We start from the raw sequence: 20,791 nt of genomic DNA on the forward strand, positions 1-20,791 counted from the left end.
GGAGCGATCGCGGCCAGCATCTGCGCGTCATGCCCGGCACCGACGTCATGCGCCGCACCGTGCATCCTCGTGCGTTCGCCATCCTTTCAATCAGCCGCACCATTCCATCATCGAAGCGCACAGGGTTGGTGCCGGCAAGCTTGGTTTCGGTTATCGAAAAGCTGCCTTCGTCGCGCATATCATCCAGGAAAGCCGCCAGCCTGTTTTCCGCGTCGACCAGCCGTTCGAGGTCGGGACTGCGCATGTCAACAGTCAGGTCAGCTTCTCCCGGCACGACATTGATGGCGTTCGGCCCAAGGGTGAGGCTACCGACGGTGGCGACGAGATGCGGACTGTTCGAGCGCCAGCCTATTGAGGAAGTGGATCACGCGAGCGGCTGCATGGCCAGCGTCGCGGCGCATCGTCATTGGCGTCGTGCCTGCATGGTTGGCTTCGCCGACGATGGTAATCCTGTACCAGGAAATACCCTGCAGGCTGTCGACCGCGCCGATCTGGACACCTTCGTGCTCAAGGATTGGCCCCTGCTCGATGTGAAGCTCGATATAGGCGCAAGGTTTGAGGAAGCCCGACAGTTCATTTCTGGCATATCCGATGCGCTCAAGCTCCGATCCCAGCGTTGTGCCGTCCGGGCCTTTCGAAGCCAATGCCGCCCTCAGGGGATAGGTGCCCGCGAACACAGCCGAACCCATCATGTCGGGCGCGTAGCGGACGCCTTCCTCGTTGGTGAATGCTGCAACCACTATCGTTCGATCCAGGCTTGCGCCTCGTTCATTCAGGGTCTGGATAACCTCAAGCCCAGCAAGAACACCATAGCAACCGTCGAGCATCCCAGCATCGACAACCGTGTCGATGTGCGATCCGATCATCACCGGGGCGCAGGCTCGATTGTCTCCACCTGGCCAGATCGCGAACAGATTGCCAATGCGGTCGACCCGCACGTCGAGCCCAGCATCCCGCGCCCAGGCGACAAAGGCATCGCGGCCGAACCTGTCAGCATCCGTGGCGGCGAGCCGCGTCAGTCGCCCTTTCTCATCTCGGCCGACGTCACCGAGCCTGCGGATGCGGCTGAGCAGGCGCTCGCCGTTGATCGATATCGTGCTCATATCCGTTAGCCCGAAGTTAGAGCCGAACGAATTCGGCCAGCCGGTCTCCATGACGCAGACGGTCCCGCAGCGCATCCGGAGTGCCATCAAACTGGATCCGCCCCTTCTCCATGAAGATAATCCTGTCGGAGACCTCCATGGCGAATTTCATCTCGTGGGTGACAATCACCATAGTACGGCCAGAGCGCGCGAGATCGGCAATGATGCGGAGAACTTCTCCCACCGTCTCCGGATCCAGCGCCGATGTCGGCTCATCGAAGAGAAGCAGCGACGGCTCCATGGCCAGGGCGATGGCAACACGTTGTTGCTGCCCCCCGGACAGCTGGTGCGGATACTTGTTCTCGTGCGCCAGCATGCCAACCTGACCCAGGATCCCACGCGCCGCTGACGCCACCTGCGGGCGAGATGCGCGCTTGTGGTAGATCGGGCCGAGCATCACGTTTTCGAGCACCGTCTTGTGCGGGAAGAGATTGAAGCTTTGGAAAACCATGCCGACGTCCAGCAGCTGCTGCTTGCTCTGCTGCACCAGGATCGCCTTCGAATCTTCCGCGCCGGCGAGAGCGGGAATTCCTTTCAGGCGGACGACACCCCTGTCGAGCGTCTCCAAGCCGTTGAGACAGCGGATGAGCGTGGTCTTTTCCCGATCCAGACGGACCGATGATGGAAACGACCTGTCCAGTCGGGACCAAGAGGTCGAGATCCCGGAAGACTTCTACGCCTCCGAACTGCTTGCCACCGCGCTCAAGATGTTGCTCGGCCTCGGGGCTCTTCTTCTGGGAACGGTGTTTTCCAAGATCGATCACGGTCGGTTGCGCTGTATCGGACAGGGTGGCCTTGCGCTTTGAAAAATCGAGATGGCGTTCCAGTTGCCTGAGCAGACTATCGAAGACGGTGACGACCAGCACATACCGACGAAGCTTCGCTCTACCGGCGACAGCGGCTCGCCAAAGCGCGGCAGGGAGTTAGATATCAAAGCCATGACTTACCTCGTGATGGCGAGAGAATATTGTGTTTCTCCTGATAATTGTGCTCTCATTCCGCGCTTGATATGCAAGTTACTTGCATTATGGCATCGTCATATGAGGAAAAGCTTGCATGGCGCGGATCAGCCGGACGCAGGTTGATTGTCCGCAAAATCCTGCAAATGGTACAACTCGACAATCTCATGCCAGAGCGTGCTATCTGTGAAAACGTGGCTCGTCCGGTGAGCGGCTTTAACAAAGGCCGCGCTCAACACCCACTTGCAGTTGGCGAAGCTGGATTAGTCGTGTGCGGTCGCCGATCAGTCAACGTCCGTTTCTGGTGCGATAGTAAATCTGGAACCGGAGCAGGCTGAGGGCATCAAAGCGCCGGCTCCACATCGTCGCCAGGTGGAAAGCGGCCGTCAATGGCCGAGCCAAATTCGAAGGTTTCTTAGTTAGCAAGAGCAATGTGCGAATCCAGCCAGCACATTCCCATCATAGACGCCAGACCCCGGCCAACCAGAGAATCTCACATCTGGCGAAGCCGGGGATCCAGCACATCGGGGCCTATGTGTTCCCCATGCTCAATCTTCCGTAGCCTTTCGCTCTGTAGACGATCACAGAAACCACCCAACTCACCACGAAGATGCCGACAATCACATAGCCGAAAGTGGCAAGATTCCCGTCGATCCCTTCAACCACGCCCCAAACTCCGCCTTGCAGACCAAGCTTGTCGGCGACGATCCCGAGCGCCTGAATGCCGCCAATAAAGATCGCGATCGCCGCTGAGGCAATTGTGATGGTAAGATTATACCAGAGCTTTCGCATCGGATTGACGAACGCCCAGCTGTAGGCGCCGGTCATCAGAACGCTATCGGTTGTGTCCATGATGGACATCCCGGCAGTGAAGAGAGCTGGAAAGACAAGAATCGACCAGAATGAAATGCCCTGCGTTGCTTGGGTTGCCGAAATGCCCAGCAGGCCGATTTCGGTGGCGGTGTCGAAGCCGAGACCGAAGAGAAAGCCGATCGGATACATGTGCCAGGAGCGAGAAACGATACCGAACAGCGGGCGGAAAATGCGGGCGATCAGGCCACGCCCGGAAAGCAGGGCGTCGAGATCTTCGTCGACGATCTTTTCGCCGCGGCGCGCTCGGACGAAAGCCGCCCATATGCCCTTGAGGATGAACAGATTGGCGATGCCGACCACCAGCAGGAACAGGGCCGAAACGCTGGTCCCGATCAACCCGCCCAATTTATGAAACTCCTCCAGTCTGCCTTGCATCAGCGTGGCCGACGCAGCAATCGCAATCGAGGCCAGGATGACGATGCTTGAGTGACCGAGCGAGAAGAAAAAGCCGGTCGCGTAGGGCGCCTTGCCCTCCTGCATCAGCTTGCGCACGACGTTGTCGATGGCTGCGATATGATCGGCGTCGAATGCGTGCCTGAGACCAAACATGTAGGCGAGCAAAGCGGTACCGAGCAGTGCCGGCCGGTCGGAGAAAGCGACCCAAGCCCATGCCCACGCGGTGATATTGGCGCCGACCAGCAAGACGTAGATCATCACCGCCTTGGTTTTGACGCGGACCGGCCGGTCGTCGAATGGATTGGGGAGACGCCGCGCGGTCGGTTCCTGGCGCATCGCTGAGGCCGTAAGCGCGGCTGCTTCCGTCATTTTCTCTCCTCCCTGATCCGTCGATTGCCCGGCAAAGTCTGCACTACGACGTTGCCCGTCCAGAGCTAAAGCCGTACCTGCGCCGCTTCATGGTGAAGCCATTCGTACCAGCCCACGAGCCCCTCCCCCGTCTTTACCGACACGCTAAGCGTGACGATCTCGGGATTTATCCGGCGCGCATTGGCGATGGCGCTGTCGACATCGAAATCGACATGCGCCAGAAGATCGATCTTGTTGATGATCATGACCTTGGCAGCACGGAACATGTGCGGATACTTCAGCGGCTTGTCATCGCCCTCGGTGACCGAGAGGATGACCACCTTTGCGTGTTCGCCGAGGTCAAACATCGCCGGGCAGACAAGATTGCCGACATTCTCGATCATGACCACTGAACCGAAGGCCGGCTTCAGTTCCAACAGCCCCTTGGCCAACATATCGGCTTCGAGGTGGCAGCCGGCGCCGGTGTTGACCTGGATGGCGGCAGCTCCCGCGGCGCGGATGCGCTCGCCGTCATTGGCGGTCGCCTGGTCACCCTCGATGACCGAGATCAGCATCTGGTCCTTGAGATCGCGGATGGTGCGCTCAAGCAGCGTTGTCTTGCCGGAGCCGGGCGAAGAAACAAGGTTCAGCGCCAGGATCTCGCGGCCGGCGAACCAGCCGCGATTGCTGGCCGCGAGTGCATCGTTCTTGGCCAGGATCTGCATTTCGAGTTCGACCACCGCGGTGTGGCCGTGGCGATGCTCGTGACCATGATGATCATGGCCCTCAGCATGATCATGGCCGTGGTGATCATGGTCATGCGAATGGGCGTGACCATGCAACTCCGCGTCGTCATGGGGATGATCGTGATGGTGCTCGTGCGCTTGGTCCGCATGACGGTCATGCCCATGCTCGTGGGGATGAGTATGGCCGTGGCCATGACTGTGCGGATGCTGGTGATCGTGGCTATGTCCGTCGCCATGGTCGTGCGGATGGGCGTGGCTGTGATCATGGTCGTGGCCGTGCCGATGCGCCATGGCGCCACTATGCGCATGGCTATGACCGTGCTCATCGCTCAAGGCCGTTTCCTTGCCGGTCTGAAGGTTGAGGATTCGGGTTTCGGCCTTGGCGCCACAGCCACAGGTTCCACACATCAGGCGGCCTCCTCGATTTCCATTTCCCGGATCTTCAGTTCCTCGCCGGCCAGCCGGTCGATGGCATGCGAGCCGCAGGCACAGGCCTGGTAGAGGGTCGCCGTCTCGAACGTTGCGTGGCAAGTCCGGCAGCTCGCGCGCCCGCCAATTTTGCGGATGTCCAGCCGGGCGCCATCGAGCAAAGTGCCCTTGGCGACAATGTCGAAGCAAAACAGGATGGCGTCGGGCATCACCCCGGAAAACTGTCCCACATCAAGCGTCACGCGCCTGACGCGGCGCCCCTTCGCCGCTTCCTCGACGATGGAGACGATGTTGCGCGTGATGCCGAGTTCGTGCACGGGCCTTCCTCAACAAATCCGCGGCAATTGTTCGCCGACCAGCATGTCGACGATGCGCCGGCCGCCAAACAAGGTCTGCATGGTCACGCGCCCCGGCTCGCCGAGGCCGGCATGGCCGATGACTGCCGAGCCCTGGCCATGCGGATGCGCGCACAGGGCGGCAAGCGCGGCTTCACTTTCTTCAGCCGGTACCGCAATGACGATCTTGCCTTCGTTGGCCAGATAAAGCGGATCGAGACCAAGGATCTCGCAAAAGCCGCGCACTTCGTCGCGCAGTGGCGTCGCTGCCTCGTTGATCTCGATCGACACCGCGGAGGCGTCGGCGATCTCATTGAGCACGGTGGCAATGCCGCCACGCGTTGCATCACGGATACAGCGCGTGCCGGGCGCGGCGGCCAGCAGCAACTCGATCAGTTCATGCAGAGCCGCACAATCGCTCTCGATCGAGGCCTCCAGCGCCATGTCGCCGCGCGCGCACAGGATCGCCGCGCCATGATCACCCAGCAGGCCGTTGACCAGGATAGCGTCACCGGGCCTTACATGATCGATGCCGAGTTCAAGTCCGGGCCGGATCACCCCAATGCCGGTAGTCGTTATAAAGATCTTGTCGCATGCGCCGCGCTGCACGACCTTGGTGTCGCCCGTCACGATGGTGACGCCCGCCTCGCGCGCGGCCTCGGCCATCGACAGCGCAATGCGGCGCAGCACCTCGACCTTCATGCCTTCCTCGATAATGACGGCGCAGGACAGATAGAGCGGCTTGGCGCCGCCGACCGCGAGGTCGTTGACAGTGCCGTAGACAGCAAGCTTGCCGATATCGCCGCCGGGGAAGAACAGCGGGTCGACAACGAAGGCGTCGGTGGTGAAGGCAAGCCGGTCGCCATGTTTTGCCAGCGCCGCCAGATCAAAGCGCGCCTGGTCTTCCAGCACCTCAGGGGCGCCACCGGCGAACGCGCTGATGAAGACGTCGTCGATCAGGTCTTTCATGGCCTTGCCGCCGCCGCCATGGGCAAGCGTCACGGTCGGGATGAAAACCCGTCCCAGCACGCGTTTGGGTGGGGGTGGCCGCATGTTCATGACACGGTCACCGGCTGGCTACCCGCCCGGACCGTGGTATGCTTCTTGACGCCGCCATACTGGTAATAGGCAGCGCAAGCGCCCTCGGACGAAACCATCAGCGCCCCGAGCGGCACCTCCGGGGTGCAGGCGGTGCCGAACACTTTGCACTGCCAGGGCTTGATGACGCCCTTCAGGACCTCACCGCACTGGCAGGATTTCGGGTCGGCTATCTTGACGCCGGGGATGGCGAATTTCCGCTCGGCATCGAAGCTGGCGTACTCGTCACGCACCTTGACGCCTGAATGGTCGATGGAGCCCAGCCCCCGCCATTCGAAGAATTCGCGCAGTTCATAGACCTTGCCCACGGCAGTGAGCGCGGCATTGTTCCCCGCTTCCGGCACGATGCGGGCATACTGGTTTTCGATCTCGGCGCGGCCGTCCTTGATCTGCTTGAGCACCATCCAGATCGATTGCAGGACATCGAGGGGTTCGAAGCCAGCGACGACCATTGGCCGCTTGTAGAAGTCAGCGATGAATTCGTATGGGGCGGTACCGATGACCATCGACACATGGCCTGGTCCCAGGAAACCGTCGAGATGCAGATCCGGGCTGTCGAGGATCGCCTTGATTGTCGGCACGATGGTGATGTGATTGCAGAACACCGAAAAATTCTTGATGCCGTCGGCTTCGGCCTGCAACACCGTCAGTGCCGTGGACGGCATGGTGGTCTCGAAGCCGAGGCCGAAGAAGACCACTTCTCGATCCGGGTTCTTGCGCGCCAGCGACAACGCGTCCATCGGCGAATAGACCATGCGCACATCCGCGCCATCAGCCTTTGCCTGTTGCAGGCTCTTCTTCGAGCCTGGCACACGCATGGCGTCACCGAAGGTCGTAAAGATCACCTCCGGCCGCTCGGCGATCGACACGCAATCGTCAACCCGGCCCATCGGCAGCACGCAGACCGGACAGCCCGGCCCATGCACCAGTTCGATGGCGTCGGGCAGCATGCCTTCCAGACCATAGCGGAAGATCGAATGCGTATGGCCGCCGCAGACCTCCATGATGTTGATCGGGCGGCTCCTTGCGATCTCGATGGTGGCGACAAGCTTGTCGATTTCCTTGATCAGCACTTTTGCCTTTTCCGCGTCGCGGAATTCGTCGGTGTATTTCATTGGGCGCTTCCTTTTGCGGCGGAGCCGCGTTCGTCGGCGAGCAGCGTGTGCACGAGGTCCCACAGGATATGATAGGCGGCGACGTGGCATTCCTGGATGCGGTGGATCGAGGTGGACGGCACGACGAGCAAATGGTCGACCGTGCCTGACGATTTCATGCGCCCGCCGTCGCAGCCGGCGAGCCCGATCGTGTGAACGCCCATCTCCTTGGCCTTGGCGAAGGCCGCGACCAGGTTTTGCGAATTGCCGCTGGTCGAGATGCCGATCAGTGCATCGCCCTTGCGGCCGTGCGCCAGCAGCTGACGCACGAAGACATGGTCGAAGCCGAGATCGTTGCCGACTGCCGAAATCATCGCCAGATCGGCGACGAGATTGGTGGCGGCCAGCGCCGGCCGGCCGGCGGTCACGGGATGAACAAACTCGACCGCGACATGGGACGCATCGCAGCTCGAGCCGCCATTGCCCATGGAAAACAGCTGACCGTTGTTGCGGTAGACATCCGCCAGCGCATGCGCGGCGGCGACAAGGATGCCGGCCTGATCGGCGAAGAAGCGCTCGTTGGTTTCGCGCGTGTCGCGCGCCTTTTCCGCTACGGAATGCAGCAGCGCCGCATTCATCTTTTCGGGATCCTGGGCCTTGCCGTGCAGGAACGGATAAAGCCCTCTCAGTTCGCTCTCGCTGGACATTTCCATGTCCTCCTAATGGACCGCCGACAGCCGCATGGACTCCATCTCGGCTTGCGCTTCGCCAAGTTCGGTGAGGATCTTCAGTGTTTCGGCTGCTTCATGTTCGTCGATGCGGCTCATGGCGAAGCCGACATGGATCAGCACCCAGTCGCCGACGCAGTCGTCGACGCAATGGTGTTCGTTGACGATGCAGGCGATGTTGATTTGGCGCCTGACGCCGCTGACATCGACGGTCGCCAACTTCTTTTCATGATCGTCGATCTTGAGGATCTTTCCAGGAATGCCAAGACACATTGTCAGCTCGCTTTCTGTCGGACCCTGCCGGCGTCGATGAGATGGGCTGCCGCGATCGCGGCCTGGCCAAGCGCGACGCCGCCATCATTGGCGGGCACGCGGGAATGGGTGAGGACCACGAAATCCAGCTCCTCAAGCCGGCTCACGACCTGCTCGAACAGCACCTTGTTTTGGAAGCAGCCGCCCGACAGCGCGACCGTATCGAAACGTGCCGGGGCGTCCTCCTCGTCGCGGCGCGCCAGCTTCAGCGCCATGGCGGCGATCGACTTCGCCAGACCCTTGTGGAAGCGGGCGGCGATAACGGGGGCTGGCGTCTTCAGGATCAGATCGCCAAACACCGCATTCCACATGCCCAGCGGCTCAATGTATGGCAGGCCTGACCCTTTCAGGTTGGGGATCGGCAACGGATAGGCGAGAGCATCGCCCTCCCCGTCAAGTGTGCGGGCGCAGACCATCGCTTCCAGCCGCGCGGCCGCCTCGCCCTCGTAGGCCTGACGGTCAAAACAGATCCCAAGGGCGGCAGCGACCGCATCGAACAGGCGGCCGCAAGATGATGCGTTGGGCGAATTGACGGATGCCTTGATCATGGCATCGACACTCGCCAGCGGCTTGGCGGTGAGCGCGGCAAACAGGTCCAGTTCGCTAAAATTCATGGCGAAGGCCGGCCATCCCATCTCGACCGTCACATGCGCGTGGAGGTTGCGCCACGGCTCGCGTATGGCTTGTGCGCCCCCTGGCATGGCGACCGGCTTGAACGTGCCAAGCCGTTCGAAGCGGCGATAGTCCGCGAGCAGGAACTCGCCACCCCAGATCGCACCATCTGATCCGTAGCCGAGCCCGTCGAGCACGATGGCCAAAACAGGATCCGCGTTCAACGACCGTCCGTTTTCAGCCAGGCAGGCAGCGGCATGCGCATGATGGTGTTGAACCTCCACGAGCGGCAGGTTTTGCGAGCTGGCGGTGGCGCGTGCCAGTTTCGCCGACAGATATTCAGGATGCAGATCCGCGGCCAAGGCTGCCGGGCGGTGATCGAAAAGACCGCGATAGAGAACGAGGTTCTTGCGATAGTCGTCGTAGGTCAGTGCGTCTTCGAGATCGCCCTGGTGCTGCGACAGAACCGCGCGGGCGTCCTTGATCAGACAGAAGGTCGCTTTCAATTCAGCGCCGTAAGCCAGGATTTCAGGCGCGAGCTCGAAGCCTGGCGGAAGCTCGATCGACGCCGGCGCATAGCCGCGCGCGCGGCGCAGCACGCGCAGTTTTCCGCCCATTTGGCGCACAACGGAATCGTCGATGCGGTTGGCGATATCGCGATTGTGGGTCAAAGCGTATGGTGCGATCGAGGACAGTTTCGCTGCCGCCTCGGCGTCATCGACAAGCTGCGGTTCGTCCGACAGGTTGCCGCTGGTCATGACCACCGGCCGGCCCATGCGCCGCAGCAACAGCAGATGCAACGGGGTTGAAGGCAGCATGAAGCCCAGGGTCTTGAGGCCGGGCGCGATCTCGTCGGGCAGGGCTTCGGATCTGGTGGCGGCAAGCAGGACAATTGGCGCCTCGCGGCTTGCAAGGGCCGCCGCTTCTCCATCACTGAGCGTAGCATAGCGCCGAACCACATCGAGGTCGCGGGCCATCAGCGCGAAGGGCTTTGCGTCGCGGCGCTTGCGTTGACGAAGCAAAGCCACCACTTCCGGCCGGGTGGCGTCGCAAGCAAGCTGGTAGCCGCCAAGCGCCTTTATGGCGACGATCTCGCCCTTCTGGATCAGGCTCAATGCCGCGTCCACATCGTCGAGCATCGAATGCTGCTCGAAGGAGAAGGCGCGGCCGTCGAAGCGGATCAGTCTTGCTGTGGGACCGCAGACATGGCAGGCCGTCGCCTCGGCATGAAAGCGGCGATCGGCAGGATCGCGATATTCGGCGCCGCAATCCTGGCACAGCGGAAACGCCGCCATGGTCGTGGTGGCGCGGTCGTAAGGAACACCGCCAACGATGCTCAGCCTTGGTCCGCAATGGGTGCAGTTGGTGAAGGGATAGCGGTAGCGCCGCAGGAACGGATCAAGCGTTTCGGCCGCACAAACACTACACATGGCGGCATCGGGCGATATTTCGGTGCGGGCATGAGCACCCGTCTCGCTGTCGACGATGACGAAACCGGGCGCCAATTCGCCCTCACAAGGGCGGGTCTCGATCGCCGTGATCTCGGCCAGCGGCGGCGGCGAGGCCCGCAACTCCTCGACAAGGGCGGCAATGACCGAGGAGACGCCGCGCACGCGGATCAACACGCCCTGGCTGTCGTTGAGCACGTCGCCGTCGAGGCCCAGCCGGCTGGCGATCCGCCACACGGTCGGCCGGAAGCCGACGCCTTGCACACGGCCGCGAACCCTGATCTCCATACTGCTCGTCGCGTCGGCCATCCGCAGCGGCGTGTTCATGACGCCGCCTCCCACAACAGGACGCGATTGTTGCCCGTGTCGGCGATCGCCAGCGTATTGCCCGATGCGGCCAATGCGAACGGCCAGCAGACGCTGTCGCGGGTGGCGAAGCGCCAGCGATTGTCGCCTTTGTCGGCGAATCCGGACTGGGCGGCCAGACCGCAAGCGGCACTGTCCATGCGCAGATCGTCGAGGGGGTAGCCGATCAACCGGGAATTGGCGGTGTCGGCGCAAACCAGGCTGCCGTCATGGATCGCCATGCCATAGGGCATGTTGAGTGCGCGATTGTTCGGATGATAGGAGGCCCTGTTGTGATCATTGCCGTCGAAGCCGGATTGACCCAGCACGAAGCTGCAGGGCGCGCCGTCGGCGTTCGGCATGGAATTCCAGACCATGATGCGGTTGTTGCCGGCGTCCGCCACCAGAATTTTGTTGTTCTCGACAACCACGCTGTGCGGCCAGCGCATGCCGACAGCGCCGCCGACCCCAGAGGCATTGTCATCGCGGGTCGTTGCGTCAGCCTGGCCGAGGACCAGGTCGGCAGGCTGGCCGTTACGCTGGGGAATGGAGTTCCAGACCAGCACCCGGCGGTTTCCGGTGTCGGCAACAAACAACCTGCCATCGGCGATTGTGACCCCATAACACCAGTTCAGCGTATCGGCCGCGGCGGTTGCCTCGCCGCGGTTGGCGGCGCCGCTCGAAAAATCCGCCTGCCCGAGCACCAGGTCCGCCGGCTGGTTCGAATGCTCGGGCAGTGTGCGCCAGATCAGCACACGGTGGTTCCACGCGTCGGCAATCGCGAGCACCTTGCCATCGCTCGATACGCCCGTCGGCATGTTCAACGTGGCGGGACCGAGCGGTCCATGCGCGTTGCGGCCTTCGGAGTAGAAATCAGGCTGGCCGATCAGCAGATCCGCGTCGGCATTGTCTGCTTGCGGCACCTTGTTCCAGATCATCAGCCGATGATGGCCGGTATCGGCAACGAAGAACGGCCCACCATGTGGTGCCAAGCAGACGCCACGCGGCCCAAACAGCGAATTTGGCTGAGGCCTGATAGGATCGGGGAGTCCGTTAGAAGCGATCTGGTCGCCCAGAACGGTTCGCGCGCCACGCGGGTCAAGGAGCTGTTGTGTTACGCTGCCCGGGAGAGGACGGCGGTAATCGGGTGCCAGGGAGATGCGCATCATGACGACAGCCTCACCTCGACACGATTGCCGATGACGCGCACGGCATGCGACTGAAGCGCCACTTCGGGCGCGGTCAGGCACTCGCCGCTGGAAAGGTCATACCGGAAGCCATGATATGGACAGGTGATGATGCCTTCATCGATGCTGCCGCCGTCCAGCTCCATGCCAAGGTGCGCGCAGGCATTCTGGAAGCACGAAACCACCCCCTCCTGACGCGATAGGATCACATTTTGCCCACCCACCACGACGGCACTGATGCCGCCCTGCGGGATCTCATCGAGACGGCACACCAAATGCCAGCCGCCGACGGCGCCGAGCGCGAACGGGCTGACGAAGCGGACGCTGTCATTGTCGGCAGCGTTGCTCATGCCCTTGATCTGGATGATATCGGTGATCTCGGGACAGGCTTCCTCGACTGCCTTCTTTACACCCGCATGGAACGTGAGGGCCGAGGCCGGACAGCCGTCGCAGGCACCGACGAACCGCACCTCGATCGCCGGCGGCCTGACGTTGACCAACTCGACATTGCCGCCATGCGAGGCAAGCATCGGGCGCACCCCGTCCAACGCCGCCTCTACGCGTTCGCTGAGGCTGGGCTTGAGGATGTTGTGACGGCGCAGCACCGCGTAGACGACCTCGTCGGTGACCGCCTGCTTCATCGCCGCGAGCGCGGCCGGCTCATCCTTCAGCCCCCGCACCAGCCGTCGCAACGCCTCCCCATGCAGGTCCTCTATGGCGCGGCGGTAGGCTTCCACCGCGTTGCGTTGTGTCTCGTCCCAACTCGAAAAGATCGCCTCGACACGCTCGATGTCGCCGGCAAGACCGGCGAGATCCTCACGTTTGGTCGGGATCTGATCGATCGCGTTCATATCAACGGTACTTGAGGTTCTTGAACAGGTACGGCTGCAAGGCACCGCCAATCAGGCAGGCGAGTCCTGCTGCGGCCGCCAACGGCAAGCCGGCCTTGGCGAGGGCAATGACAAGCAGGGCGGTGATGGTCGCCCCTATCGCTGTCTGGCGATAGACCTTGCCGGGATCGGAGAAGAGCTTTCCCCGAAAGAAGAGCGTGATCGAGCTTTTTGCCATTTCCAACACGATTTGCCCCCTCAGCCGATCAGCGCCAGAATGATCAATCCGGCGACCAGTCCCGGCACGCCAGCGATCGGGCCGTAAAAACTGCCCATCATGGCGGCGAGTTCGTTGCCCAGTGATTTTCCGCCAATCGCGATGCCACCGATGGCTCCGCCGATGCCGGAGCAGACCAATCCGATGATGAGCGCAAGCAGCGCGCCAGCTGCCGTCAGTTCAACTCCTGCCACGTCATAGTCTCCTTGAGTTCGGTTCAGTTGAGATGGCGGTGTTCACCGCCACCTTGTTGATCGCTATCGCCAGGGGCTGACGAGAGCAGTTCACGTTCGATCTGCTCGAGGGCCTCGGCAACGGTACGCGCCTTCTCGGCCTGCCCGCTGGCGCTGAAAATCTCCCGGCTCTCGCGATAATACTCCCGAGCGGCGCGCACATTGGCGCGGTTGCCGTCCTCGGGCCGTTCCGGGTCGTCGGGAAGATTCCACAGGCAATTCGCCTTGTTGGCGACCGTGTTGGCATATTCGAGCGGCATCGTGGCCCGCAGACGAACTTTCAGCGCTTCGTCATAGGCGTCGAGCGCGCGCAAATTGTTTTCCAGCGTATGGCTTGAGGATGCGTATTGCAGGGCATTGCCGAGGTTGTTTTGCAACATGGCGTATTCGGCGGGATGATCGATCAGATTGACGATCTTCAAGCCTTCTTCGAAGGCCTGCACGGCCAGCGCCTCGCGCATTTTGGATCTGGCATCGGTGAACGGAATGGAGAGAAACGCCGTCGCCAGATTGTTCTGCAGGATGGCGAATTCCTTTGGGAAGTGTGCCTTGTCGAACGTGCGCAGGGCCCGCTGATAGGCCGAAATCGCGTCGGTGATGCGGGCCTTGTGCTGGCCGGCCAGATTCTGGATCGCCAGACCAAGGTTCATTTCGGCCTCTGCCAATTCTTCTGGTCGACCGAAATCGACCAGCGATGGCATGGCGGCCTCGAAGGCAGCGCGCGCTTGTTGCAACGCTGCCGTTCCTTCGTCTGGGAGGATCAAAAGAGCCGTGCCCTTGCGGGCAAAGATACGAGCCGCGAGCAGGCGTTCGTCCTGCGGGCAGACACTGAGCGCGCGATCGTAGAGGTCGACTGCCGCCAGGATCTGCTCAGCGTTCTTGGGGCGCTGCTGGAGCCCCATGGCGATTTCCATGAGCATCTCGGCACGCTCGGCGGGGCTCGCCGATTCGTCTTCTGCCGCAGCAATTGCTGCGCGCACCTCGTCTTCGGCGCGAGTGCTTTGCAACTGGGTTTCCTCCACGGCTGCTTTGGCGCAGCTTATTATCTTGGCAAAATGCTAGCCGAGTTTTCCAAAGCTGTCTACTTAAATTACCAACTGACAACTTAGTTTACAAAAACATGTCTTTGGCAACGAGCGCAGCCTGCTCCGGCTCCCAGTGCGCGAAAAATTCGCGCACCGTTTCATCATCAATTCCATGCTCCCGGAAGAAATCCGGCGCAAAGACCACGCGGTCGCCGGCACCGTTGCGACGCTTCAGCAGATAGCCGCCGGACGCGGCGTGACGAACCGGCAGGATCACCAGATCGTCGTCGCGCCGCAGCAGAATGACGCTCTCCAGGCCGGCAAAGTATCGGTCGCATGTTGCCGAAGACAGATAGAGCCCGCCGCGCCGGACCTGCACACTGGCGGGGGCCGCGTTCATGCGGGCACCTTGGCCAACCTTTCGCCGATGAGCACCTCGACGCGCCGTGAAACCTGCTGAGCCGACGCATAGACATCGTGCGACAGCCCTATGCCGAGGCCAAGTTCGGCGGCCTCGATCAAAAAGACCGTCACGTCGGTGGGAAACTCCTCGCGGAAAATCTGCCGTCCGGCATAAACGGCCGCGTCCCAGCGGAAATCATGAAGGTTGAGACCGGCGACATAGGGGCGTTCAAGGACCGCGCCAGGCACCTCGTGAATGGCGCCTGGCGTCACGCCGGTTTTTGACGCATCGACCACGATCAAGGTCGTGCAACCGCGCGCGGCAAACATGACCGACATGCCGTCCGTCCCCGCGTCCAGCAATTTGACATCCGGTCCTTCAAGGTTGCGTTGCCGCAATGCGCGTATGACCTCTATGCCCACCCCATCGTCTTGCCGGTTCAGATTTCCGCAGCCGATGACGATGATCATAGCGGTGCACTCATATGCGCCAGAGGCGGCAGGACCACTGCGGTTCAACGGGAACGGCGAGTTCGGGAAGCTCGCAGAAGCGCCGGTGGACCAGATAGTACATGCAGGTCTCGCAGGCCTGTTCGATGCCGCCGTGCTCCACGGGCTGGAGGGTGAAGCCTGCAATCACCAATCCAGCCGTAATGTCGCCGCCAGCCTCGCGCAACCGGCCAAGGATCTCGGCGACGCTGTCCTGGTCGTCGGCGCGTGGAAAAACTTCGGTCTTCAAGCCGCCAGCAAGCAAAGAGCGGATTTGGGCCGCCACATTCTCGTCGTTGGTTTCGTTCGCCACCAGCTCCTCCTACCGCGCGGGCCTAAGGTGACTGCAAGGGCCTAGATGCGCCAAAGCCTGCACCACCAATCGGCATCGACCGGCACGGCCAGTTCCGGCAGGTCGCACCATTCTCGGTGGACGAGGTAATACATGCATTCCATGCAGCGCTGCTTGTCAGGGCCGTAGGGTTGATCCACGAAGCCGCTGATGACCATCTTGCCCTCGATGTCGTCGGCCTTGAGCTGACGCAGTTCGGTCAAAATCGCGGCAAACTCCTTTTCCGTTTCGGGAAAAGGTTCGGTCTGCGTCTTTAGCCCGCCTTGCATCAATTGCGCCATTTTGCGCAGCAAAGCATGCTGTTGCTCGCTATTCATTGCCTGCGCTCCCGGGTTCGTGTGCAGCAGATCCGATCGTCCGGCGCGCGGCCGGACGATCGAGGCTGAGCGCGCTCGACGCGTTGCGTCGGATCAAGCCGTACGGAAGCGTGCGAGTTCTGTCCCGGTGCTGGCATCATGGGCATGCACGGTACAGACAAGACAGGAATCATACGAGCGGCAGACATGGCCGACTTCGACGGGATCACTTGGATCCGCGATCGGCGTGCCGATCAGCGCCTGCTCGATCGGGCCAAGCTCGCCACCGTCCGATCTCGGCCCGACATTCCAAGTGGTCGGCGCGATGATCTGGTAGTTCTTGATCTTGCCGTTTTGCACCTCGATCCAATGGCAAAGCGCGCCGCGGATGGCTTCAGTGGCGCCCCAGCCGCGGCCGTCCTTCTCCGTCGGCTTGACGTACCACGGGTCATTGAGGCGAAACTCGCGCAGCGCGTGCTCGGCCTGGCGATAGAGCTTGACGCCCTCGTGCATGCGGGCGAAGTGACGCAGCATGACACTGGCCCCGCCAAGCTTCTTGTACATGTCAAGAACAAGCGGGTCGTGATGCTGCCAGCTTTCGCCATGGCTACCACCTGCGATCAGCTGGCGGGCCAGAGGTCCAGCTTCGAGCCGACCGTTGTTGTCATGGCGCACCGCGGTCGACCATGAGTATTGATTATCGTATTCGACGGGATTCTTGCCGACGGCCTTTGTCGTGCGCTCGAACGGATGCTTTCCGCTGGGCTCATCGTACCAGGCATGCAAGACGTCCTCTCTTGTGTGGACCTGGTCCATCAGCTTATGGGTATCGGCCGCCCCGTCATAGACGCCGCTTTTCATCAGCAGTGAGGCGTTGCGGTTTTCGATCGTCGGCCGATTGTACTTGTCCTCATGCGGCAAGTAGCCCCACGAAACGTACTTCCCATGACCTTTGCCATACTTGTCGACACCGACGTCCACGCTCATGCGCCAAAACATGCCCAGATCCGAATTCGCGTGCTCGGGGCGCTCATCAAGCCAGGCCATGAAATCGTCATAGGAGCGAATTTGCTCGTACCGTTCGAAGGAGCAGCCCAGCCAAACCGGCTCCATCCAGTTGCGGCGGAAATGCTCGAGGATGGACCAGGCCCGGGTTACGTCAGTAAGCGTGGGCGCACACATCACGCCGCCAGGCACCATGTAGCTCGAATGCGGCCACTGGCCGCCCAGCAGGGCATAGATTTCGACGGGTCGTCCAGAGATCGTCACGCCAAGTTCATAGTTGGTGCCGGTGTATGGCGACCAGCGCTTGACCGCCTCCTCGTAGTATTTCGAATGCGAATAGTTCTTGTGCGTGTAGTCGATCATGAACAGGCCGTAGTGGTGTCTTGGCAAGCTCTGCAGGCTCTCGACGATCTGCCCGAGATTGCGCGCAAGGATGGCGTTGCGGGGAACCTCGGCTTTCCATGCGGTATCGAGCGCCCAGGCCGCGCAGGTCAGGTGCGAAGCGCCGCAGATACCGCAAGCGCGCGGTGTGACGACCAGCCCCGCCTGCGGATCCTTGTCGCGCAGGATAATCTCGAACCCGCGGAACAGTTCGGCTTGCGTCCAAGCGTTGACGACAACGCCATTTTGGATGTCGACGCGCACGTCGAGATCGCCCTCGACGCGGCCAACAGGAGAAATATCAAGTGTTTGAACAGCGGCTGACATGGTCTTCCGGACCTCCCTGGAAAATTGGATTCTAGCAATCGGTGACTTCAGACGACGAAGATGTCTTCTTCAGCCCAGCGCGGCGAAGCAGCCTTGGCTGCGGCCGTCAGCTTGATGTAACCGGTCTTGTCGACCCCGCTCGGCATGTCCTTTGGGACGCCCATGACGGTCTGTGTCTTGAATACGGTTCCCGGAGCCAGATCGAAGAAAGGGAATTCGGGCTCGGTGCAGCCCATGCACGGCATGCCCGCTCGGGTCTTGGACGATTGGCGGTTCCACAAAATGCGGTTGCACGGCGAATGCGTCATCGGCCCGCGGCAGCCCAGATCGTAGAACAGGCAGCCTTTGCGCTGACCAAACTCGGTCGCCGAAACCTTGTAGGCGAAGTGCATGTTGCGGGTGCAGCCGGTCTGCGTGAAGGACGTAAAAAAGGTCTTCGGGCGCTGGAATTCGTCCAGGGTGAGGTCACCACCGCGGCCGGTTGCGACCGCGACCACGATTTGCGTGATCCAGTCGGGGTGAGCCGGACAGCCTGGAATGTTGATTACTGGCAGACCGGCCTTGGATTTGAAATCCTTGCCCAGGAAGCCGCCATGGCCGCGCTTGAGGAATTGCAGGCCTTCGCTTTCGGACGGGTTTGGCGCGGTCGCGGGGATGCCGCCCCACGTCGCGCAGTCGCCAACGGCGACGACGAAATTGGCGACCTTGGACAGGTCCCTTACCCAGTCGCGCATGGGACGGCCTGCAAAGCGGTTCCATTCGCCTGTCCCGTTGGGGGCGTTCACCACCGTGCCTTCGAACACGAAAATGTCGAGCGCCAGCGTGCCTGCGGTCAGCGCCTTCAGCATCTTTTGCAGGTTCTCGCCTAGCTCGAGCCCGAGCGAGGGATGCCACAGCACATTAATGCCAAAGTCGGTAACCAGATCGCACGCGCTCGGTTCCTCGGCATTGAGAAACGACATCGTATTGCCGGAGCATGCTCCACCCTGGAGCCACAAAAGATTGGCCATTCTCTCCTCCACAGCCTGTAACGAAGCATTGCCGTATGCACGCCTCCGATTGATGTGAAGCAAGCGCCGTGCCAGCCGGCCGAGATGATCAGGAAATCGTTTGTTATCAATACATTGGCGTGTCCCGCACAAATCAGGCCGCCGAATAGGCGCGGGTCCCAAGCTGCAAACTAACTTTGCTGTTGGAAACTAGGTTGTGAACGACGCCAAGGACGTCACGACCTGTTTTCTACCCGTGACGATTGCCGCAGGCGGGACAGGTGACTTCGAGCAGATAGCCATACCAGATGCCTTGGCAGCGACTGCACCAGTGGCCCGTCGCCTGCCGTTCAGGCGCGCCGATCGCTTTTGCCATTGCCCCCTGCCCCAGATATTTGATCGGCTTGAGACGGCTTGAAGGCAGAACCCGGGACTGCGGAAAAGGAATTATGTCTGGTTGCGGCGGTGATGAGGGTTCGTCGGTGTGGCTCATGGCGCTCTCCTAAACGTCCGCGCTCAAAGCTTGAGCATAGGGTGGACATGACCGATTTGTCACCCGCGTTCGAGCAGCCACCTGCTAGCAGCCACGTGCCCGCCTCGCCAAGCCTGTCGTCGCAACATCCAGCATCACCGATTGCCAACGACAGGAGCCTGTCGCTACGGCTTCGCCGTCATTGGTGTTGCTGGCCGTGTTCGTTCAAGCTGTAGCGTTTGATCTTGTTTGCCAGACCAACCCGCGACAGCCCGAGTTCGTTTGCCGTGCGGCTTTGATTCCAGTGATTGCGAACAAGCGCCCTGCTGACGATCTGCTTTTCGAGGCTTTCCACCTGGTCCTTCAACGTCACGCCCTCCGGGAGAAAGGCAACGGCTTCCGAACTGCGCCGGGGCGGCGCAGCAAGGAGCGTCGCTGACATGTTGCGCGTCGTCAGATACTCGCCATCCTTGGCGAGAGCCACCATGCGGCGAATTTCATTTTCCAGTTCCCGGACATTGCCTGGAAATTCGCCGCTGGAAAGCTTTTCGATGGTGTTGGCCGTGATTCCCAGAATCTTGCGGCCAATGGCATCGGCATGTTTTGCCGCAAAGAACTCCGCCAAGGGTCCAATGTCTTCGGGGCGTTCTCTCAGGGAAGGGACTTCGAACTCAAAGCCTTTCAGACGGAAATAGAGATCCTGCCGGAACTCGCCACGCGCGACCAGATTTTTCAGGCGCCGGTTGGATGCCACTATGATGCGAACATCACAGTGTGTGACCCTGTCGGAGCCAAGGGGCTTGACCTCGCCCTCCTGGAGAAATCGCAACAAGCTCACCTGAAAGGACGGCGACACTTCGGAAATCTCATCCAGGAAAACCGTCCCGCCGTCGGCGGCGCGAAACAGACCCAGCCGATCCGAGATAGCCCCGGTAAAGGATCCACGCTTGTGTCCAAACAATTCCGACTGCAGCAATTCGTCGGGCACGCCGCCACAGTTCTGCACGAGAAGAGGACTTGCCCGGCGCATTGAGTTGTAATGGATGGCCCTGGCCAGCAGTTCCTTGCCCGTGCCCGTCTCGCCTTCGATGAGAATCGGCAGCTCGGTCTTGGCCGCTTGCCGCGCCAGATCGCACAATTCAGCCATTTTCGCGCTGACATAGACGAGTTTTTCGAAACGCTGGCTCTCCGCTCTGAAGGCGGCATTCTTGCGCTCACCGAAGATCAGTCCGTCGCCCGAAATCTTGAACTCCCGAGACAGGATGCGATGGCGGCGTGCAAGTTCGCGGGTCTCCAGTGCTCTTTCGACAAGCAGGCCCAATTGCGAAGCATCAACCGGCTTCAGCAGAAACTGATAGATTGCTGCCTGGGACAATGCCGGCTCCGAGATGCAGTCCGATTTCGACGTCACATAGATGCGGGTGATGTCGGGATGAGACACCCGAAGGCTGGTGAGGAAGGTGAGACCGGCATCTTCCCCCTCATGATCCTCCGCTATGGCCAGATCGACGTGGATGGTGGCCATCGTGGTCAGAGCTTCAGAAAAGGAGTGCGCCAGGACAACACGGTATGCGTAACGCTCGGCCAGCACATGAAGCGGCCACGTCCAGTCGCTGCCCTGGCGCGATACGATAACGACGGTGCCCGGTTCATCCATATAA

Annotated in this window: 24 protein-coding genes and 1 pseudogene; 2 read left to right on the plus strand and 23 right to left on the minus strand. The window is 61.2% G+C overall.

Features of this window, described 5'->3' with window-relative positions; genetic code table 11:
* Positions 1-1,103: pseudogene (locus BLS48_RS32050) on the minus strand (M20 family metallo-hydrolase); the annotation flags it as partial.
* A 16-nt stretch (positions 1,104-1,119) separates the two neighbouring features.
* The gene (locus BLS48_RS32055; RefSeq protein WP_051727009.1) at positions 1,120-1,710 is read right to left on the minus strand and encodes an amino acid ABC transporter ATP-binding protein; all 591 of its coding nucleotides are present in this window, start codon (positions 1,708-1,710) and stop codon (positions 1,120-1,122) included.
* 16 nt (positions 1,711-1,726) lie between these two features.
* Here BLS48_RS32055 and BLS48_RS36415 point away from each other — a divergent pair, with 16 nt between their 5' ends.
* Together BLS48_RS36415 and BLS48_RS35860 are read left to right on the plus strand one after the other, a co-directional pair.
* Positions 1,727-1,948: a hypothetical protein gene (locus BLS48_RS36415; protein ID WP_051727010.1), complete on the plus strand. Its 222-nt coding sequence runs from the start codon at positions 1,727-1,729 to the stop codon at positions 1,946-1,948.
* Positions 1,949-1,957: 9 nt separating this feature from the next.
* A complete protein-coding gene (locus BLS48_RS35860) occupies positions 1,958-2,227 on the plus strand; it encodes a hypothetical protein (protein ID WP_051727011.1) in 270 nt (89 codons plus the stop codon).
* A 405-nt stretch (positions 2,228-2,632) separates the two neighbouring features.
* Here the strand turns inward: BLS48_RS35860 and BLS48_RS32060 are convergent, their stop codons facing one another.
* The 21 genes from BLS48_RS32060 to BLS48_RS32160 all read right to left on the minus strand — a co-directional run bounded on the left by BLS48_RS32060 (position 2,633) and on the right by BLS48_RS32160 (position 20,787).
* Positions 2,633-3,706 (minus strand): HoxN/HupN/NixA family nickel/cobalt transporter, encoded by a 1,074-nt coding sequence (locus BLS48_RS32060; RefSeq protein WP_038655521.1) that lies wholly within the window; start codon positions 3,704-3,706, stop codon positions 2,633-2,635.
* 98 nt (positions 3,707-3,804) lie between these two features.
* Positions 3,805-4,872 carry a hydrogenase nickel incorporation protein HypB gene (gene hypB, locus BLS48_RS32065; protein WP_084791869.1) on the minus strand — a complete coding sequence of 356 codons (1,068 nt, stop codon included), beginning with the start codon at positions 4,870-4,872 and terminating at the stop codon, positions 3,805-3,807.
* The gene (hypA, locus tag BLS48_RS32070) at positions 4,872-5,210 is read right to left on the minus strand and encodes a hydrogenase maturation nickel metallochaperone HypA (protein WP_038655190.1); all 339 of its coding nucleotides are present in this window, start codon (positions 5,208-5,210) and stop codon (positions 4,872-4,874) included. Before hypA ends, hypB begins: the two co-directional genes overlap by 1 nt.
* A 9-nt stretch (positions 5,211-5,219) precedes the next feature.
* Positions 5,220-6,287 carry a hydrogenase expression/formation protein HypE gene (hypE, locus tag BLS48_RS32075; RefSeq protein WP_091586307.1) on the minus strand — a complete coding sequence of 356 codons (1,068 nt, stop codon included), beginning with the start codon at positions 6,285-6,287 and terminating at the stop codon, positions 5,220-5,222.
* Positions 6,284-7,441, minus strand: a complete 1,158-nt coding sequence (gene hypD, locus BLS48_RS32080; protein WP_038655196.1) for a hydrogenase formation protein HypD — start codon at positions 7,439-7,441, stop codon at positions 6,284-6,286. Before hypD ends, hypE begins: the two co-directional genes overlap by 4 nt.
* Positions 7,438-8,127: a D-sedoheptulose-7-phosphate isomerase gene (locus tag BLS48_RS32085; RefSeq protein ID WP_038655527.1), complete on the minus strand. Its 690-nt coding sequence runs from the start codon at positions 8,125-8,127 to the stop codon at positions 7,438-7,440. The genes hypD and BLS48_RS32085 overlap by 4 nt, the downstream gene beginning before the upstream one ends.
* Before the next feature lie 12 nt (positions 8,128-8,139).
* Positions 8,140-8,421, minus strand: a complete 282-nt coding sequence (locus BLS48_RS32090; RefSeq protein WP_038655199.1) for a HypC/HybG/HupF family hydrogenase formation chaperone — start codon at positions 8,419-8,421, stop codon at positions 8,140-8,142.
* Between the two features lie 2 nt (positions 8,422-8,423).
* The gene (gene hypF / locus BLS48_RS32095) at positions 8,424-10,847 is read right to left on the minus strand and encodes a carbamoyltransferase HypF (protein ID WP_051727014.1); all 2,424 of its coding nucleotides are present in this window, start codon (positions 10,845-10,847) and stop codon (positions 8,424-8,426) included.
* The gene (locus BLS48_RS32100; protein ID WP_240565209.1) at positions 10,844-11,857 is read right to left on the minus strand and encodes an NHL repeat-containing protein; all 1,014 of its coding nucleotides are present in this window, start codon (positions 11,855-11,857) and stop codon (positions 10,844-10,846) included. The genes hypF and BLS48_RS32100 overlap by 4 nt, the downstream gene beginning before the upstream one ends.
* A 173-nt stretch (positions 11,858-12,030) precedes the next feature.
* Positions 12,031-12,903: a NifU family protein gene (locus tag BLS48_RS32105; protein ID WP_038655204.1), complete on the minus strand. Its 873-nt coding sequence runs from the start codon at positions 12,901-12,903 to the stop codon at positions 12,031-12,033.
* Between the two features lies 1 nt (position 12,904).
* Positions 12,905-13,120, minus strand: coding sequence for a hypothetical protein (locus BLS48_RS32110; RefSeq protein WP_240565216.1), 216 nt, complete (start codon positions 13,118-13,120; stop codon positions 12,905-12,907).
* A 20-nt stretch (positions 13,121-13,140) separates the two neighbouring features.
* Positions 13,141-13,353: a hypothetical protein gene (locus BLS48_RS32115; protein WP_038655211.1), complete on the minus strand. Its 213-nt coding sequence runs from the start codon at positions 13,351-13,353 to the stop codon at positions 13,141-13,143.
* 23 nt (positions 13,354-13,376) lie between these two features.
* Positions 13,377-14,414, minus strand: coding sequence for a tetratricopeptide repeat protein (locus BLS48_RS32120; RefSeq protein WP_240565210.1), 1,038 nt, complete (start codon positions 14,412-14,414; stop codon positions 13,377-13,379).
* Between the two features lie 88 nt (positions 14,415-14,502).
* Positions 14,503-14,817: a hypothetical protein gene (locus BLS48_RS32125; RefSeq protein ID WP_038655214.1), complete on the minus strand. Its 315-nt coding sequence runs from the start codon at positions 14,815-14,817 to the stop codon at positions 14,503-14,505.
* A complete protein-coding gene (locus tag BLS48_RS32130) occupies positions 14,814-15,290 on the minus strand; it encodes a hydrogenase maturation protease (protein ID WP_038655216.1) in 477 nt (158 codons plus the stop codon). The genes BLS48_RS32125 and BLS48_RS32130 overlap by 4 nt, the downstream gene beginning before the upstream one ends.
* A 10-nt stretch (positions 15,291-15,300) precedes the next feature.
* A complete protein-coding gene (locus tag BLS48_RS32135; RefSeq protein ID WP_038655219.1) occupies positions 15,301-15,621 on the minus strand; it encodes a hypothetical protein in 321 nt (106 codons plus the stop codon).
* A 41-nt stretch (positions 15,622-15,662) separates the two neighbouring features.
* Positions 15,663-15,977 (minus strand): hypothetical protein, encoded by a 315-nt coding sequence (locus BLS48_RS32140; RefSeq protein ID WP_013896579.1) that lies wholly within the window; start codon positions 15,975-15,977, stop codon positions 15,663-15,665.
* Between the two features lie 93 nt (positions 15,978-16,070).
* Positions 16,071-17,669, minus strand: coding sequence for a nickel-dependent hydrogenase large subunit (locus tag BLS48_RS32145; protein WP_038655224.1), 1,599 nt, complete (start codon positions 17,667-17,669; stop codon positions 16,071-16,073).
* 47 nt (positions 17,670-17,716) lie between these two features.
* On the minus strand, positions 17,717-18,811 hold the full coding sequence (locus BLS48_RS32150; RefSeq protein WP_244529994.1) for an NADH-quinone oxidoreductase subunit B family protein: 1,095 nt from the start codon (positions 18,809-18,811) through the stop codon (positions 17,717-17,719).
* Positions 18,812-18,908: 97 nt separating this feature from the next.
* Positions 18,909-19,151, minus strand: a complete 243-nt coding sequence (locus BLS48_RS32155; protein ID WP_084791870.1) for a hypothetical protein — start codon at positions 19,149-19,151, stop codon at positions 18,909-18,911.
* Between the two features lie 178 nt (positions 19,152-19,329).
* Positions 19,330-20,787: a sigma-54 dependent transcriptional regulator gene (locus tag BLS48_RS32160; protein ID WP_038655230.1), complete on the minus strand. Its 1,458-nt coding sequence runs from the start codon at positions 20,785-20,787 to the stop codon at positions 19,330-19,332.
* Between the last annotated feature and the right edge of the window lie 4 nt (positions 20,788-20,791).

Source organism: Mesorhizobium qingshengii (genome assembly GCF_900103325.1).
Taxonomy (GTDB): Bacteria; Pseudomonadota; Alphaproteobacteria; order Rhizobiales; family Rhizobiaceae; genus Mesorhizobium; species Mesorhizobium qingshengii.

What these genes read in the sequence shown, in the direction of transcription:
- BLS48_RS36415 (WP_051727010.1), top strand. Translation starts at nt 1,727, where the DNA reads ATGAGCGTGGTCTTTTCCCGATCCAGACGGACCGATGATGGAAACGAC.
- hypB (WP_084791869.1), bottom strand. Translation starts at nt 4,872, where the DNA reads ATGTGTGGAACCTGTGGCTGTGGCGCCAAGGCCGAAACCCGAATCCTC.
- BLS48_RS32060 (WP_038655521.1), bottom strand. Translation starts at nt 3,706, where the DNA reads ATGCGCCAGGAACCGACCGCGCGGCGTCTCCCCAATCCATTCGACGAC.
- BLS48_RS32125 (WP_038655214.1), bottom strand. Translation starts at nt 14,817, where the DNA reads ATGAACGCGGCCCCCGCCAGTGTGCAGGTCCGGCGCGGCGGGCTCTAT.
- BLS48_RS32140 (WP_013896579.1), bottom strand. Translation starts at nt 15,977, where the DNA reads ATGAATAGCGAGCAACAGCATGCTTTGCTGCGCAAAATGGCGCAATTG.
- BLS48_RS35860 (WP_051727011.1), top strand. Translation starts at nt 1,958, where the DNA reads ATGGCGTTCCAGTTGCCTGAGCAGACTATCGAAGACGGTGACGACCAG.
- BLS48_RS32085 (WP_038655527.1), bottom strand. Translation starts at nt 8,127, where the DNA reads ATGTCCAGCGAGAGCGAACTGAGAGGGCTTTATCCGTTCCTGCACGGC.
- hypD (WP_038655196.1), bottom strand. Translation starts at nt 7,441, where the DNA reads ATGAAATACACCGACGAATTCCGCGACGCGGAAAAGGCAAAAGTGCTG.
- BLS48_RS32130 (WP_038655216.1), bottom strand. Translation starts at nt 15,290, where the DNA reads ATGATCATCGTCATCGGCTGCGGAAATCTGAACCGGCAAGACGATGGG.
- BLS48_RS32160 (WP_038655230.1), bottom strand. Translation starts at nt 20,787, where the DNA reads ATGGATGAACCGGGCACCGTCGTTATCGTATCGCGCCAGGGCAGCGAC.
- BLS48_RS32145 (WP_038655224.1), bottom strand. Translation starts at nt 17,669, where the DNA reads ATGTCAGCCGCTGTTCAAACACTTGATATTTCTCCTGTTGGCCGCGTC.
- BLS48_RS32155 (WP_084791870.1), bottom strand. Translation starts at nt 19,151, where the DNA reads ATGAGCCACACCGACGAACCCTCATCACCGCCGCAACCAGACATAATT.
- BLS48_RS32090 (WP_038655199.1), bottom strand. Translation starts at nt 8,421, where the DNA reads ATGTGTCTTGGCATTCCTGGAAAGATCCTCAAGATCGACGATCATGAA.
- BLS48_RS32105 (WP_038655204.1), bottom strand. Translation starts at nt 12,903, where the DNA reads ATGAACGCGATCGATCAGATCCCGACCAAACGTGAGGATCTCGCCGGT.
- hypF (WP_051727014.1), bottom strand. Translation starts at nt 10,847, where the DNA reads ATGAACACGCCGCTGCGGATGGCCGACGCGACGAGCAGTATGGAGATC.
- BLS48_RS32110 (WP_240565216.1), bottom strand. Translation starts at nt 13,120, where the DNA reads ATGGCAAAAAGCTCGATCACGCTCTTCTTTCGGGGAAAGCTCTTCTCC.
- hypE (WP_091586307.1), bottom strand. Translation starts at nt 6,287, where the DNA reads ATGAACATGCGGCCACCCCCACCCAAACGCGTGCTGGGACGGGTTTTC.